At 33.6% G+C, this 15,830-nt stretch carries 15 protein-coding genes and 1 pseudogene; 6 read left to right on the forward strand and 10 right to left on the reverse strand.

What is annotated here, in order from left to right:
* Positions 1-245 precede the first annotated feature (245 nt).
* Positions 246-512, reverse strand: a complete 267-nt coding sequence (locus ABWU35_RS03665) for a hypothetical protein (RefSeq protein ID WP_019236943.1) — start codon at positions 510-512, stop codon at positions 246-248.
* A 157-nt stretch (positions 513-669) separates the two neighbouring features.
* Here ABWU35_RS03665 and ABWU35_RS03670 point away from each other — a divergent pair, with 157 nt between their 5' ends.
* From ABWU35_RS03670 to argS, 3 genes are all read left to right on the forward strand, one after another.
* On the forward strand, positions 670-1,272 hold the full coding sequence (locus tag ABWU35_RS03670; RefSeq protein WP_264687287.1) for a hypothetical protein: 603 nt from the start codon (positions 670-672) through the stop codon (positions 1,270-1,272).
* Positions 1,273-1,357: 85 nt separating this feature from the next.
* Positions 1,358-2,104 carry a hypothetical protein gene (locus tag ABWU35_RS03675; RefSeq protein ID WP_264685493.1) on the forward strand — a complete coding sequence of 249 codons (747 nt, stop codon included), beginning with the start codon at positions 1,358-1,360 and terminating at the stop codon, positions 2,102-2,104.
* 134 nt (positions 2,105-2,238) lie between these two features.
* Positions 2,239-3,945: an arginine--tRNA ligase gene (gene argS, locus ABWU35_RS03680; RefSeq protein WP_264685492.1), complete on the forward strand. Its 1,707-nt coding sequence runs from the start codon at positions 2,239-2,241 to the stop codon at positions 3,943-3,945.
* 62 nt (positions 3,946-4,007) lie between these two features.
* On the opposite strand, the gene ccmA is transcribed toward argS, so the two are convergent.
* Complete coding sequence (ccmA, locus tag ABWU35_RS03685; protein WP_264685491.1) at positions 4,008-4,631, reverse strand: heme ABC exporter ATP-binding protein CcmA; 624 nt, start codon at positions 4,629-4,631, stop codon at positions 4,008-4,010.
* A 3-nt stretch (positions 4,632-4,634) separates the two neighbouring features.
* Positions 4,635-5,066 (reverse strand): hypothetical protein, encoded by a 432-nt coding sequence (locus tag ABWU35_RS03690; RefSeq protein ID WP_052265043.1) that lies wholly within the window; start codon positions 5,064-5,066, stop codon positions 4,635-4,637.
* A 429-nt stretch (positions 5,067-5,495) separates the two neighbouring features.
* Here ABWU35_RS03690 and ABWU35_RS03695 point away from each other — a divergent pair, with 429 nt between their 5' ends.
* Positions 5,496-7,571 (forward strand): hypothetical protein, encoded by a 2,076-nt coding sequence (locus tag ABWU35_RS03695; RefSeq protein WP_265028079.1) that lies wholly within the window; start codon positions 5,496-5,498, stop codon positions 7,569-7,571.
* A gap of 495 nt (positions 7,572-8,066) precedes the next feature.
* Here ABWU35_RS03695 and ABWU35_RS03700 read toward each other — a convergent pair whose 3' ends face one another.
* The 4 genes from ABWU35_RS03700 to secG are packed head-to-tail and all read right to left on the reverse strand — an operon-like array spanning position 8,067 to position 10,751.
* Entirely contained in the window at positions 8,067-8,474 is a 408-nt protein-coding gene (locus tag ABWU35_RS03700; protein WP_010404879.1) for a nucleoside deaminase, read from the reverse strand.
* 17 nt (positions 8,475-8,491) lie between these two features.
* On the reverse strand, positions 8,492-8,785 hold the full coding sequence (locus ABWU35_RS03705; RefSeq protein ID WP_007302591.1) for a hypothetical protein: 294 nt from the start codon (positions 8,783-8,785) through the stop codon (positions 8,492-8,494).
* A 38-nt stretch (positions 8,786-8,823) separates the two neighbouring features.
* Complete coding sequence (locus ABWU35_RS03710) at positions 8,824-10,431, reverse strand: CTP synthase (protein WP_007302592.1); 1,608 nt, start codon at positions 10,429-10,431, stop codon at positions 8,824-8,826.
* Complete coding sequence (secG, locus tag ABWU35_RS03715) at positions 10,431-10,751, reverse strand: preprotein translocase subunit SecG (protein ID WP_007302593.1); 321 nt, start codon at positions 10,749-10,751, stop codon at positions 10,431-10,433. The genes ABWU35_RS03710 and secG overlap by 1 nt, the downstream gene beginning before the upstream one ends.
* A 116-nt stretch (positions 10,752-10,867) precedes the next feature.
* On the opposite strand from secG, the gene ABWU35_RS03720 reads away from it, so the two are divergent.
* Positions 10,868-11,392, forward strand: a complete 525-nt coding sequence (locus ABWU35_RS03720; protein ID WP_007302594.1) for a gamma carbonic anhydrase family protein — start codon at positions 10,868-10,870, stop codon at positions 11,390-11,392.
* On the opposite strand, the gene ABWU35_RS03725 is transcribed toward ABWU35_RS03720, so the two are convergent.
* Together ABWU35_RS03725 and ABWU35_RS03730 are read right to left on the reverse strand one after the other, a co-directional pair.
* A complete protein-coding gene (locus ABWU35_RS03725) occupies positions 11,382-12,416 on the reverse strand; it encodes a hypothetical protein (RefSeq protein WP_007302595.1) in 1,035 nt (344 codons plus the stop codon). The genes ABWU35_RS03720 and ABWU35_RS03725 overlap by 11 nt on opposite strands.
* Before the next feature lie 227 nt (positions 12,417-12,643).
* Complete coding sequence (locus tag ABWU35_RS03730) at positions 12,644-13,393, reverse strand: hypothetical protein (RefSeq protein WP_007302596.1); 750 nt, start codon at positions 13,391-13,393, stop codon at positions 12,644-12,646.
* 213 nt (positions 13,394-13,606) lie between these two features.
* Between ABWU35_RS03730 and ABWU35_RS06135 the strand changes: the two are divergent.
* A pseudogene (locus ABWU35_RS06135) lies at positions 13,607-13,720 on the forward strand (IS481 family transposase); the annotation flags it as partial.
* Between the two features lie 298 nt (positions 13,721-14,018).
* Here ABWU35_RS06135 and glmS read toward each other — a convergent pair.
* Positions 14,019-15,830 (reverse strand): glutamine--fructose-6-phosphate transaminase (isomerizing), encoded by a 1,812-nt coding sequence (gene glmS / locus ABWU35_RS03735; RefSeq protein ID WP_007302597.1) that lies wholly within the window; start codon positions 15,828-15,830, stop codon positions 14,019-14,021.

Here is a 15,830-nt window from a genome sequence, read left to right on the forward strand (position 1 = left end):
AGTATTTTTTAAGGATCGTTATGTTTTACAATAGTCTACCAAAACTACAATCTATGGTTAATAGTTTGCCAGTACCAGTATCGAACACAGCTTATAATTTGCCAGTATCAGGCTTACAAGCACCGGTATTAAATATGCCTTATAATTTACCAACAGCTTTACAAGCACCAGTATCGAATTGTGCACAATCTTGTCCACCTACATTTGTACCTTGTGCTACTAATTCGTGCCATAATCATTTTAACTCATATAATAGCCATTATGACATATATCATAACCCTTATTGTGAAACATTTGATTATTTTTGCTAAGTTTGGATCACTTACAAATATATGTGCTGCCACTCTTGCTACACGTACTTCGAATAGCACATGGGAAACCATGTGCTTCACATTTTGCTTAAAAATATAATAAACAGATGCTTGCTTGTCATTTGCAGTGGCTATAGCAGTTCTACCAAAATTAACACAACTAATTTGACTACTGACAGCTTTTTCTTGAAATCTTAGCATTATTTTGCTGTGGCAAAGCTTTTTAGTTTCAATATCTCCTATGTTAAAGTCGTATTTAAATGTATTGTATTTGTATATGCTAATTTTAACATTGGAGTTATGAAATCGTTAACTTCTGTATCTTATAATAGTAAGATAGTTATTTTTTAGGATTTTTATGACTTACAATTTTTCTTCATGTATAGACCCTTGTACTTCCACACGTAAGAGCTTGATGATTGATCCACGACATCATCATAAATTCAATCCATGGTATCATAACTTTGATCCATGTGACCATAATCGATTTAACCCGTACGATAATGGACTTGAGTTAAATATACAGCTTCCCGATATAAATATACCATCTTGTCCACCTGCTCCTGCTTGTCCACCTGCTCCTGCTTGTCCACCTGCTCCTGCTTGTCCACCTGCTCCTACTTGTCCACCTTGTCCACAAGTTAAACCTGAACCTGAATCTAAAACAGTCGTTGATTTTTCAAAGCTTGCAATAACGGTTAACCCAATAACTGATGATATCCTTGATGTTAAGACCAAAGATCCAACAGGCTACAAGTTTAAAGAGTGTGCAAAGATTATTCATAATTCTAAAAATAATCTTAAGGTTGTAGATGGTAAACTTGCGGGTAGCTGTGAAGACAATTCTGAATGTGATAAATGTGTAGAAGTAATAAACGGTTCTATAGTAGATTCTCAAAGTGCTGCAGCCTTTCTTTCTACCTACAATACACCAGCAGAAGGAAATATTTATTTTCTATAAAAGTAATACAATGTGTGTATTGTTAGTACACACATTATTCTATGTTTAATTGTTTGATAAATTTATTTACTGATGGAGTTATTTTATGTTTAAAAGCGTCTATACTCATCCAATGCCAAATAATACATGTTATGTAAATGATATGGTAAGAGTTAATTTGTTTACAAAGTTGGATGATTGTAAAATTAATAAGAATAAGTTGATTCATGATAAATGTGGTAAAGATCTTAAGTGTAAGATTGATGACAGGACTATGAATGAACTGAAAAAATGTTTTAAGTTTGAGATTAATGATAAGACTAAAAATGAACTGATAGAAAATATTAAGAATGAACTAGAAAAAGGTCTTAAGTTTGAGATTGGTGATAAGACTAAGAATGAGCTAAAAGAAAGTATTAAGAATGAACTAGAGAAAAGTCTTAAGTTTGAGATTAGTGGTAAGACTAAGAATGAGATAAAAGAAAGTATTAAGAATGAACTAGAGAAAAGTCTTAAGTTTAAGATTAGTGATGATACTAAGGATGATCTAAAACAAACTATTAAGGATGAACTGAGGAAAGAGCTTGATACTAAGAATAAACTAGAGAAACCTGATCCTGAGAATAAACTAGAGAAACCTGATCCTGAGAATAAACTAGAGAAACCTGATCCTGAGAATAAACTAGAGAAACCTGATCCTGAGAATAAACTAGAGAAACCTGATCCTGAGAATAAACTAGAGAAACCTGATACTAAGAATGAACTAGAGAAACCTGAGACTGATAATAATGATCTTGGTTACAGCGAAGGTATGGCTTTCCCTCACTATAGTGACAGCAACGACTTAATGTAAACTATAGTTTTTCTGGGTTTCAAAAGACCCAGAAAAGGTTGCCTTACATCAAACAAAGAGTGGAGAGAAAATCATAACTTCAACTTCCCCCACTTATTCGCTATACTGCTACAGATTTTATAGCTTTTTAGTTAATGAACATTTTCAAGCAGGTTGCCTCTCTAATCTTTAGTAAATTAAATGAGTTGAAGCAAAGGGGTGTTATAAGTACGAATGCAACAAACTTTATTGTAGAACCTCCGAGCAATAGAGCACATGGTGATATCTATACAAATGTTGCTATGGTGCTTGCAAAACATGAAAAGAAGAATCCTATTGAAATCGCAGAGGTTTTAGCTAAAGAGTTTGAACTTTTTGATGAAGTTGCAAAAGTGGAAATAGCAGGTCCTGGGTTCATCAATATGCACTTGAAAATGGAAGTATGGCATGGGATTTTAAAACAAATAAATGAGCTAAAAACAGAGTTTGGCACTCTAAATATTGGAAATAATCAAGCTGTCAATGTTGAATTTGTATCGGCAAATCCAACAGGTCCTCTGCATATTGGTCATGCAAGAGGGGCAGTGTTTGGTGATGTTTTAGCAAATTTACTAAAGAAAGTTGGCTATAATGTTACTAAGGAGTACTACATTAATGACGCTGGAGCGCAGATAGATACACTAATAAAGTCAGTATATTTGCGGTATAAGGAAGTTCTGGGAGAGAAAATTAGCATCGAAAAAGGTTTATACCCAGGTGAATATTTAAAACTGATAGGGAATGGGCTGGCCAAAAAATATGGCAAGGAGCTTAGAGAAGAGGAAGATAATCGAGTAATTAGAGAATATACTTTAAGTTCCATTTTAGAGATAATAAAGGAAGACATGAACTTACTTGGAGTAAGTCATGATGTCTTTACTTCAGAGTATGAGCTACAAAAAAATGGCAAAATCGAAGAGAGTATAAAGATATTATCTGATAAGGGTCTAGTGTATGAAGGGTACCTGGAGAAACCAAAAGGCAAAGAAAGTGAAAGTTGGATTTCCAGAAAAGAAATGTTATTTTGCTCTACAAAATTTGGTGATGATGTTGACCGCGCACTAAAAAAAGAGGATGGTAGCTGGACTTATTTTGCATCGGATATTGCTTACCATTTTGATAAGATATCACGTGGTTTTAACAATATGATCGTAGAGCTCGGCAGTGACCATGGCGGTTATATTAAAAGGCTTAGAGCAGTTGTCTCTGCGCTCAGTGATGATCAAGCAAAAATAGAGGTAAAACTGCATAATATTGTGAATTTTTTCGAGAATGAAAAACCTGTTAAGATGTCCAAAAGATCAGGAAATTTTCTTACAGCTAGGGATGTAGTGGAAGAGGTTGGCAGGGATATAACTCGTTTTATAATGTTAACACGCAAGAATGATATGGTCTTGGACTTTGATTTTGCTAAAGTTAAAGAACAGTCAAAAGACAACCCTATTTTTTATGTGCAATATGCGCACGCCCGTGCTCATTCGTTAATGCGTAATGCTCCAAAAGAGCTCCCAACAGCAGACCCTTCACTTTTAAAGACAGATGGGGAGCTATTCCTCATAAAAACCTTAGCAAAGTGGCCAGATGTGGTAGAAATATCTGCAAGGCTTTGTGAGCCACATAGAATTACTTTCTACTTACTTGAAGTTGCAGAAGCGTTTCACGTTTTATGGGGATATGGCAAAAGTGATTTAAATATGAGGTTTATACTGGAGAATAACTTAAATCTCACCGCTGCAAGAATGTTTCTCGTCCAAGCCTTAGCACACGTCATTGCTTCTGGACTTTCGATTTTTAATATAGAGCCTTTGAAAGAGATGAGTTAATTTTAATGCGTAATATTAAATGTGATAATAAATTATTGATGTAAGTACAATAAGGCCAAAAATTATACAAGAGGTCTGTTAAAATCACGTATGTCGATTGTCTTGAAGTCAAACAATTGTTCTGTAGAGCTATGTCCTGTAATAATTACTGTACCGTTCTGCTCAGAGCGTATTGAGATTAGGTTCAATACTAATTCACATGTTGTGCTATCAAGATTACAGAAAGGTTCATCTATCAGCCAGATATTTGCATTAGAAATTAAAAGGCGGGCAAGCGCAACTCTTCTTTTCCAGCCTGCAGAAAGTTCACCATATCTAATGTTAAATACAGGTTGCAACTCTAAACAATAAGCAGCTGCCATAACTGATTCTCTAGTGTTCCGTATTCTTGCCCAGAATTCTATGTTTTCACCAATTGTTAAGCTATCTTTACAGGCGTTTTTATGTCCTACGTAAACCATGGAAGATATAAAGGATTTTGGATCATCATATATGTCTTTTCCGTAGTATCTTATATTGCCTGATACTGGCGGTAAGAGTCCAGATAAACTTCTGATTAAGCTGGTTTTGCCGCTACCATTTGGACCAGTGATTAAGATTTTTGATTTTGGCTCAGCTTTAAAATTGAGGTTTTTAAATAATACTTTGTTATTACGAGCACAGGATAGATTTTTACATTCAAGCATGGATTATCTGCCTTTTCCTTTATATTTACCCTTAGTTGAAGACTGAGCTTTTATAAATAGCTCCCAAAATCCTTTCTTATCACCTTCTCTGTGTATCAATTGTGCAAAATGTTTCATTAAACTATTACCCATCATAACCATCTTTGTCCATTTGCCTAACGGTTTTGCTATATCAACTATTTCTAGATCTTCTTTGTAAACTTGCATATTCTTTTGTTTCTCCCTTAGCATTTCCTGTTGTTTCATCAACTCTTTTTGCTTATTTTTTTGATACAATTCATTAAATCTTCTATTTTCTTCCCACTCTTCTTTGAGAACTTTTAGAGGAAATATAATTTTCCTAATATGATTTTTGTATATTTTTCTCAAAAAGAGAGATACTGCAATTATAGCAAGTAATATCGTGCTATATGTAATGATTTGTCCGAACGGCATTTTTATACTCAGCTTATTGGCAAGCGGTATTTACAATTATACCATAACTATAGAAATTTTACAATTTTTTTCTGGATAAAGATAGTAGACTAAAAATTTCTAAAGGACAAAAGCAACGTATTTACGTACAGGCTATCAACTACTACACTCAAAACTGACAAGTGATTAATCATTGGAGAGTAGAGGAATCACGGCTCTCTAATGAATAAAGATGGACTGTGTCAAGCTGGTGAGTAAGGTGGAAATTGAATAATTGTTGGTTATCATGCTAGATCTAAGATATAAGTTATAAAATTTTTAATCATTTTGGCTTATAATAATTTCTGAGTTAACCTGAGATTTCCTGAGCTGTGGTTTCTTTTACCCATGTTGAATTCCTAGCTTTTATACTCTAATTTAATTCCAGTTTTGACTATATAGGAGGTCACAATGTCAAACAATATCTATAGCGATCAAGTTAATAATAGTAATTTATATGCCAACAAACTTTTTTATGGTGAAGAGGGTGAGCAAGTCGAAAATCTAGGAGATCAGGTTGCGGAAAAAGAGGATGATAAATCAGAAGAAGATTTACTTCGTGACTGTAGAGATGAAACTAAGAAGGCAAAAGATAAGTTAATACAGTGTAAAAAAGATGCTGTGGAATCACAAAGAGAAATTACAAAATTAGAAGCAGAAGCTAGTGAATTAAAGTCACAGGTTCAAGAAGAAAGAGAGAAGGTAGAACAAACTAAGAATGAAGCTGAGGCAAAAGTTGATAAGTTAAAATTACAGGTTCAAGAAGAAAGAGAGAAGGTAGAACAAACTAAGAATGAAGCAAAAGCAGAAGTTGATAAGTTAAAATTACAGGTTCAAGAAGAAAGAGAGAAGGTAGAACAAACTAAGAATGAAGCAAAAGCAGAAGTTGATGAGTTAAAATTACAGATTCAAGAAGAGAAAGGGAAGGTAGAACAAACTAAGAATGAAGCTGAGGCAGCAAAAGCAGAAGTTGATGAGTTAAAATTACAGATTCAAGAAGAGAAAGGGAAGGTAGAACAAACTAAGAATGAAGCTGAGGCAGCAAAAGCAGAAGTTGATGAGTTAAAATTACAGATTCAAGAAGAGAAAGGGAAGGTAGAACAAACTAAGAATGAAGCTGAGGCAGCAAAAGCAGAAGTTGATGAGTTAAAATTACAGGTTCAAGAAGAGAAAGGGAAGGTAGAACAAACTAAGAATGAAGCAAAAGCAGAAGTTGATAAGTTAAAATTACAGTTTCAAGAAGAAAGAGAGAAGGTAGAACAAACTAAGAATGAAGCTGAGGCAACAAAAAATGAGTTAATACAGTGTAAAAAAAATGCTGAGAAGATGAAAGAAAACGGTGGACAGGCAATTAATCAGGAAAAATGTGATGATATTAAAGCAGAAGCTGAACAAGCAAAATTAGAAGCTAAACTAGCAAAAGAGGAAATTTTGAGGTACAAAATTGAACAGGAGAAAGAAGAAGTGATGCAGAGTAAGATTGAAGAAGTAAAAGAAGAACTTTTAAAGTGTAAAATTAACATGGCAAAAGCAGAGACTGAGTGGTATAAAAAAGCAGCTGAAGAATGTAAAAATGAGAAAAGAATCGGTAAAGATAAACCTAGTATTAGGGGAGAGGATGAAAATGATAGAGGCAAACATGTTACCAATGAGGACGATCGCACTGATAAAGATAAACCTAGTATTAGGGGAGAGGATGAAAATGATAGAGGCAAACATGTTACCAATGAAGGAGGGAATGAAAGTGGAGAAATTACATCTCGAGAAATAACACCAGATCTTAGCCTGCCAGAAATTTGTGGGCCTAAGGCTACTTTGTATAAATCGAATAATAAGATAGGTTGTCAAGGTTTTAATACATCTGATTTATTAAAAGAACTCTATCCTGAGATGTATAGTAATTCTAAAATTGTGCCATATATAGAAAAGGGATCAGAGGGTGTTTATGGTGCAGTAAATTTTAAATTTGCCTTTACTGATAATATTAGTTCAGCAGCCAACTTTAGTAATACGAAATGTCTTAAATGTATTGATAGTCCACTAGAGTTAGCTTGTCAGGACGAGAAGGTTAAGAGTTTCTGCCAGTTTGGCACTGATTATGATAATAAAGAATTAAACAAGAATTTTTTTTCTAGAGAATCATGTCCTGATCTCATCAAAGACCCCGGTGGAGCAAATATTGTGAAAGCGAAACAAGTTGCACCATTGATAATTGTTAATAACGCAGGGAATATGATAGATAAAGAGGGCAATAATACTCAAGTACACTATAATTCATTAAAGCCTTATCTAAAGCTTAATGGTAAAATCAGGGACTGTGGAAATGATCAAAAGTGTAAAGATTATAATGCAATTATGGAGAAAGTTGCATGGGATAGTGATAAGGAAGTACTATTAAAAACTGCTGTTAATAATACGCAAGAAGCAAATCCTTACTATTATGGAAATGAGGATAATTCTACTTCCGTTGAATTTGGTTCTATATAAGGCTGAATTTGTCTAATTTTTTCTACACTAGACACAATTTAGTCGTATCTGAACAAATACATAATCTATATAAAGAGGACGTAGGTACCATCTGTCCTTTTAAGGCATTTATGTCAATGATATGCGTAATCCATGATTTTAAACATGATGATCCTCCTAAGTAATACAAAAAAACTCAGAAAAATGTATATAGCTATGATAGAAGTTATCTATACATAAGTACAATATACTTTAACTAGAGATTATAAATTAATGAAGTTGAAAAGTCTGCAGACGAAGATAGATTTCGAGCTCTAGAATATCTTCACTATCAAAGTAACAAAGCTGTCAAAATTTGTCAAGTAATTTTTATCGCAACTGTACAAACATTGCACAGGACAAATTTAAAATGCTGTCTGTTCAGACGCATGTGAAACCAGTGCTTCTTTTCATCCCACTTCCATGCGGCTAAACCCTTTTCATAATCTCCTATCTATCATTTCTTAAACCACTCCCCTAAGTTCTCAATTTCTCAAAGAAATCTTTTAATAAAAGAGAACATTTTGTTTCTAATATTCCACCATAAACTTCAGGTATGTGGTTACAGAATTGAAATATTCTAGTGCCGTTTTCAACTCCTCCACCTTTGGGATTGTAAGCCCCGAAGTACAGACGTTTAATTTTTGCAAAAGAGATAGCTTGAGCGCACATCGGGCACGGCTCTAACGTTACGTACATTTCAGCTTCATAAAGCGTGGAAGTTGAAAATGCTTGTCTAATTGTTAACATTTCTGCATGTGCAGTTGGATCATTAGATATATTGTGTGCAGAGGAGATGATATTGTTTCCATTAACTATTACAGCGCCTATTGGCACTTCGCCATCTTTCTGAGCAAGTTTTGCTTGCTCTATGGCAAGTTCCATGTATTGGTACTTAAACATTAGGTGCTTGGGTAAATATAATTTTCTTTTCTTGGCTTTTCTATTTTTTCTAGGTTATAGAATTCACTAAGGACTATTGTCCTTTTTACAAGGCTATCTATTTCTCGCTTTAAATATTTTTTTATTTCTTCTACCGATTTTAGTTCGTTTATAGCTACAACTACTTCTTCCATTATATCCTCTATAATTTGATCCTCCTCTAATTTATATATTATTTGTTCTACATGCCTATTCAATTCCTCGAAGGTCGCAGATCCATATGTAATGCTATCTTTACTATTTCTTAGTAACATTTTTACCTCTCTATTAGAATAGAGTTTATTAAGTTCTATTAAACTCTATTGTCAATAGTTGCCTTAATAAATGATGTAAAGAGAGGATGAGGAGAAAATGGTCTTGATTGAAATTCTGGATGAAATTGCACACCAATAAACCATGAGTGATTTTTTAGCTCCACTGCCTCTATGCATGTTTTATCTTCTGATATACCACTGCATATCATTCCATTCTCTTCTAAGTTATTTTTATAATCTAAATTAACTATATATCTGTGTCTGTGTCTTTCTGAAATAGTGACACTACTATACACATTTGCCATTTTTGAATTTGGATTTACATTACACTTGTATGTTCCAAGTCTCATGGTTCCACCAAGATCAACGTTCTTACCATCAGCGAGCTTGATGATTGGGTGTTTGCAAGTATAAAATTCTTCAGAGTGTACATCTTCAAGCTTAATAACGTTACGAGCAAATTCAATCACTGCAAGCTGCATACCAAGACATATTCCTAAAAAAGGAATGTTATTTACACGGGCATAGTTTATTGCTAATATTTTACCTTCTATTCCATTATCACCAAATCCTCCTGGAACAAGGACTGAATTAGAGCTTTGTAATTTTTCTCTGATAAACTTTGCATCTATAGATTTTCCATTCTCTTCTCTTGAGTTGACCCAATTTATCTTCACTCTAGCTTTATTACTAATTGCACCATGGTTTAATGCTTCAATCAGTGATTTATATGCGTCAGGAAATTCAGTATATTTTCCTACTATGGAAACGATAACTTCTTGTGTTGGATGTTTCATAGAGTGTACTATTTGGTCCCATTCAGGTAAGCTTGGTTTTGGCTTACTTAAGTGAAAGTGATCCAAAATTTGTGCCCCGAGCCCACATTGATTATACAAGGACGGTAACTCGTATATATGGTTTACATCAGGAGCAGGTATTACGTTAGATAAAGAAACATTGCAAAGATTGGCTATCTTTTCTTTTTGATTATCGGAAATTTCTTTTTCACTGCGACATAATATAATATCTGGTTGTAACCCCGCAGAGTTTAACTCTCGAACTGAATGCTGTGTCGGTTTTGTCTTTAATTCTTGTGCTGCAGTGAGATATGGTATTAAAGTTAAGTGAATAAGGATAACTTTTTGCTTTCCTAGTTTATAATTAACTTGGCGTATAGCTTCCAAAAACGGTTGGCTTTCAATATCACCTACGGTTCCGCCTATTTCGCATATTACAAAATCTAAATCTTCTGTACCATTAAAAATGAAAGATTTGATTAAATCTGTCACATGAGGAATGATTTGCACAGTTTTGCCTAGATAATCACCACACCTTTCCTTCTTTAATAATTTATTATATACTTTACCAGTTGTTATATTGTCGTCCTTGGTTGCTTTAATTTTAGTAAAACGCTCGTAATGTCCAAGGTCTAAATCAGTTTCAGCACCATCCTCAGTAACAAATACTTCCCCGTGCTGAGCTGGGCTCATTGTTCCAGGATCAATGTTGAGATATGGGTCAAGCTTTCTGATGCGAACATTGAATCCATGAGCTTGAAGAAGTGCTCCCACACTTGAAGCAACTAAACCCTTACCAAGTGATGAAACAACTCCACCTGTAACAAAGATAAACTTGGTTTCTTTCATTAATTTTCAAATGGAACAGAAGTTGATTGGCCTTCTTGCTTCTTTTCTGATATAATCTTCTCTGCAATTGATTTTTTATGTACATCTTTTGAACATAATCCTGATAGTAACAGTGTATTTATAATGAACAGCCCAGCAACTATAGAAGTTATTCTACTGAGTGGATTTTCAGAAGACTTTACCGGAATTATTGAATTCATTCCCTGTTGTGAATTACTAAAGCCACTTAATGAACTACTTCCAGGTGGCTGCAGGAGCACTAAAATTACCAATACAACAACTAATATTATTTGAAGTACACTAAGTACTGTTACTGACATTATGAATAGAGCTAAAAATAAAGATTTTAGGAGCATAAGGATCATAAGTCAAGAATATCTTTACCCGAGTAACTTGACTACTGGAACCCAAGTATGTATTAAACCTTATTTAAATTATGAGCTATCAAATTTTAAAATACAAAGATTATGAACCAAAAATGGATGAAAGTTCTTTTATCGCAGATGGTGTGCGTATCATAGGTAACGTTGAAATAGGAAGGAATGCGAGTATCTGGTTTAATTGTGTGATCAGAGGAGATGTTGGATCAATCAAAATAGGCGATGGAACGAATATTCAAGATGGCACTGTAATTCATGTAGATAGAAACCCAGGTGGTGATACGATTATTGGTAGTATGGTGACGGTAGGACATTTTTGCGTATTACACGCATGCACGGTGCATGATAAAGCATTTATTGGTATGGGCTCTATCATAATGGATCATGCGATTGTGGAGTCTGGAGCTATGGTAGCTGCTGGCTCACTGGTGACACATGGAAAAGTGATAAAAAGTGGTGAAGTATGGGCTGGCAGGCCAGCACAATTCTTCAAAAAAATGTCAGATGAGGAAATAAAACATATTACACAATCTGCACAAAATTATATCATGCTGATGAAAGAATATAAGGCTATATGCTAGGTTGAGAAATCTTCAGCTCTGATGCACATTCTACGTTAACTACTTCAAAAGCTTCTTCAACTATAGAATGCTTATCAATATAAGCTTCTTCAACTCTAGGAATATGCTGATTAATAAAACTACCTCTGACTAGAATATCCTTTATTGGCCAGTTTGTTTCTGTTGGAGTACCTGATAATTTAGCTGCAAATTTTATCGGTGCTGACGTTAGAAAAAGAGATATAGTATTATTTGAATTAAGATAGAAGTTTACATGATCTTTACAATCTTTTAGATTTATATCTCCCGGAAAATCTGGTATTTGAGATTGTATATTTGCTTTTATGAAGTTCATCCGACCGAATTTTTCAGTAAGTATCCCTACCTCTTTTGGAACTTCTAATGGGATGATAATATCATTGCTAATTCCATTTTCTTCTTGAGAAAAAAGTTCAGTGTATGCTCCTTTTTTACTGTGTTTCTCAAAATACTTAGGAAAATAAATATTGAGATATTCAGAGTGTAATTCTATTCGACTTTTCTGATCATTTTCTAAGATAAACGTATATTTATCACCATTTTGCTTAAGTTCGCATAACTTAAATTTACTAAGGTCAGAGTCTGGAAATGGCTTTTCAATTTCAAAAGCAAGTGTAAGAGTGTGCGTTGTGTGATCAAATTCATTTTTTTCTTGTAGACCATCTTGTAGACTATAGTACTTATTTTTTTCATACTCTTTTCCTTCTATGTTAGCACTCACTTCCTCTTCATCCAAATTTTCAATAGCATCAAAAAATTCTTCTTCATCCAGATCTCTTTCTTTTTCACCTGGCTCTTGTTCTTTCAGAGAATCATACCATACATCCTCTTCATTAACTTTCTCCTCTATTGTATTTTCTACACTTATTTTTCTTGTATGATCATTTCCATTGCTAGCAGTTGTTTGATGATGTGTATCGTTAGTTTGAAAAAAGCTCTTTACTTTTGATATTAAGCTAATCCATGAAAGTCTGACTTGATTAAGTAGCCATTTAAAACTCTTCATTGTTTTACCCCAACCTAATTACTAAAAATTGTAACAGAATAAATTAAATATGTCAATAAGATACACAAATTGTACTAACTGGGAATTAGTGGCAGCACTTAACATCTGTGTAAATTTTGACATAGGCGTTTTCTGCATTTTAACCAAATCAGTAAGGAGAACACCATTGATATTCTCCTTTTAGAAGCAACTTGAATAAAACTGATAAAGTTTGAATTAAAGTGTGATTAGGAAAGTGAGTGATGAGAACTCTTTATTTGGACTTCTTTTGATTCATCTATTTTAGTATTAGGTCTTAGTGCTTCATATGTAGCACCACCAGCTACGAGTGCAGATGCTGTAGCTATGCCAATTATTGCTAATATACTTAGTCTAGTTGTATGTTCAAGTATAGTACTTGCTACCAGCCCAACAGCAAGACCAACACCAATAACAGCAGTGTACAACATTCTAGGATTATTTGAATTAGGCATATAGCTCACTAACTCTCTGCAACACTTTTCTGATTCTTTCTTTATATCCTCGAGCTTATTTAGATCTTCTTCTTCTATTTTAGCATTTAATTCTAGTTTCTTACATAATTCTTGCATTTCTTTTACTTGTTTTTCTAATTTTTTTAAAAAATTTATTATTTTTGTTCCTTGTAATTTTATTATTGTTTCCTTAAGTAGTAACGTTGATATTGGCATTGCTATTTCTTCTATCTCTTTTTCTGTTTTCCTTTCCAATTCCACTACTTTTTCTATTCCTTCGTCTGATATTTCAGTGTCTTTTTTTAGTTCTATTTCAAATTTTCTTTTTTTCAACTCTGATTTTGCTTCTTCTAATGATTCTAATGCATTCCATAGCTTTTCACCAGAATTCTGACTCCGTTTTGGTGACATAGACTGACTGCCTTTGAACTTTTTTGGTGATATGGGCTGATTTTTACCATCTTTAAGCTTTTTTGAGTTTTCACCAGCACTTACTTTAGCCATAATAAACCTCGCATATTAAATAATGCTATTACATAATATCTTTAAAGCTCAAGGTCAAATAGTATCTTTACATAATATAAATCATAAACAGAAAATTTTAGTGTAAATTGCCATATTTACTTTGTGCTACGGTTTGAGATAGAATAACAACTTGCTTCAAATATGGAAAGGCAGTACAACTCTATAATCAAGTTACTGAACTCTCATTTACTCCTCTTTTTTTGTAAAACAATCTACAATTCATTAGAAGATCTTCAGATAGACGTTGATCATTGGTTGTGTTTTTACAATGAGACAAGACCTCATTCTAGTAAATATTGTTATGGCGATGTAGACTTTCCTGAATAGAAAACATATTAGAAAAATATTAGTAGCATTACATAAGAGACTGATATTAGTTTTCAATTTTTCTGTTAGTTAATTCTTGCTTGCTAGGTTAAGTTGTGTCTGGTAACCATAATGGCAAATCTTGTTAATTTGAGGCGTGGATTTTAGCCTCTCTCATCCTTACATTAGTTACATATTCTTTCGCAGAGGGCTAATGATAGCAATGAATTTATTAGTAAAATTCAGTAATTTATAACTGACAATTAGAGCTGTTAATTAGCAACTCACTTTAAATAAGTTACTCAACTGTGACAGATTTAGCTAAATTTCTCGGACAATCTACATCTAACCCTTTTTTTTCTGCAATAGAATAAGCAAGAAATTGCATAGCAACACTGTAGATAATTGGAGAAACAAAATTGTCAACTTCTGGAAGTTGCACCACATCTATGCAAATTCCCTTTAAGAGCGGTGCTCCTTGCTTATCACTAAAGGCAATTACTTTACCTTTTCTTGCAATAATCTCTTGTATATTGGATAGCGTTTTAAAGAATAAATTATCGTAAGGAATAATTGCGATAACAAGTACAGTAGAGTCTATCAAGGCGATAGAACCGTGCTTCATTTCTCCCGCTGCAATACCAATTGTGTTGATATATGAAAGCTCTTTTATCTTCAATGCACCTTCCATTGCAACTCCATATGAGCTTCCTCTCCCAATTATAATTATATTATTGTGCTCTAATATACTGCCTGATATATGTTGTATTTCCATCACATTCAAAACATGCTCTACATGTTCGGGAATGGAATTAATAGCACCGCTTAGTTCCTTTATCCTCTCTCTACCCAGTATACCTTTTATTTTTCCAAGCTCTACAGCAAAGCATGCTAAAATTGCAAGCTGCGTAGAAAAGGTTTTTGTCGAAGCAACACCAATCTCAGGTCCAGCAAGAGTATGCAATACAATATCTGAGGCTTTTTCTATGCTGCTATTAAATGTATTAATTATGCTAATGATCATTTGTTTCTGCAATCTCGCATAACGTAGTGCTTCCATAGTATCTGCAGTTTCACCAGATTGAGAAATGAATAAGCCAATACTACCTTCTTCGAGCTTGACGCTGCTATACCTAAATTCTGACGAGATTTCTAGATATACCCGAATTTGAGCAATACTTTCCAGCCAACACTTTGCTATTAGTCCAGCAAAATAGGATGAACCGCATCCAACTATAGTAATGTAACCTAGTTCAGAAAATAATTCTTTGTTGATTTCTTTATATTGTTTATAAAATTGATTTATTGTTTTGTTTAATGCATACGGTTGCTCAAAAATTTCTTTTAGCATAAAGCTAGGGTAACCATTTTTACTAATTAGAAAATTTCTTGGACTGCTATTTTCTGTTCTGCGTTTAACTTGTATACCATTATTATATATACTGAATTCGTTAGATTTTATTACTGCAATATCATTATCTTCTAAATGCAATATTTTTTCTACAAATGAATTCAAAGTATTAGTATCAGAAGCAGCAAACACTTTATTACAGTTATATCCTATTGCTAAAGGCAAATTTCTTTTTGCAACAAATAAAGTATCTGGATATTCTGCAAATAATAAAGCCAAAGCAAGTGAACCTTGTAAATTGTTTAGACACTGTAATATAGAATCAATTGGTGATAACCCTTCATCAAGATATGAAGTTAATATGTTTGGTATCACTTCTGTATCAGTATCGGTGTGGAAAGATACTCCCTTTTCCTCCAGATCCTTTTTTAATATATTGTAATTTTCAATTATGCCATTATGAGCAACAACAACATTATTTATATAAATGGGATGAGCATTTTTAAGATTTGGAGCTCCATGTGTAGCCCAACGAGTATGTGCTATACCAACTTTGCTACTAGATATCTTGCTCTCATGAACAACTTCACACAATCTTTCAACTTTACCTTCTGATTTTTTTACTTCTATCTTACCTCTATTATTTATAATTGCTATACCTGAAGAGTCATAACCTCTGTATTCCAATTTTTGCAACGCGGTTAGTAAAGTTGGTATTACTGAATCACCGCTACTTACTATACCTAATATTCCACACAC

This window comes from Wolbachia endosymbiont (group B) of Xylocampa areola (genome assembly GCF_964028205.1).
In the GTDB taxonomy this organism is placed as follows: domain Bacteria; phylum Pseudomonadota; class Alphaproteobacteria; order Rickettsiales; family Anaplasmataceae; genus Wolbachia.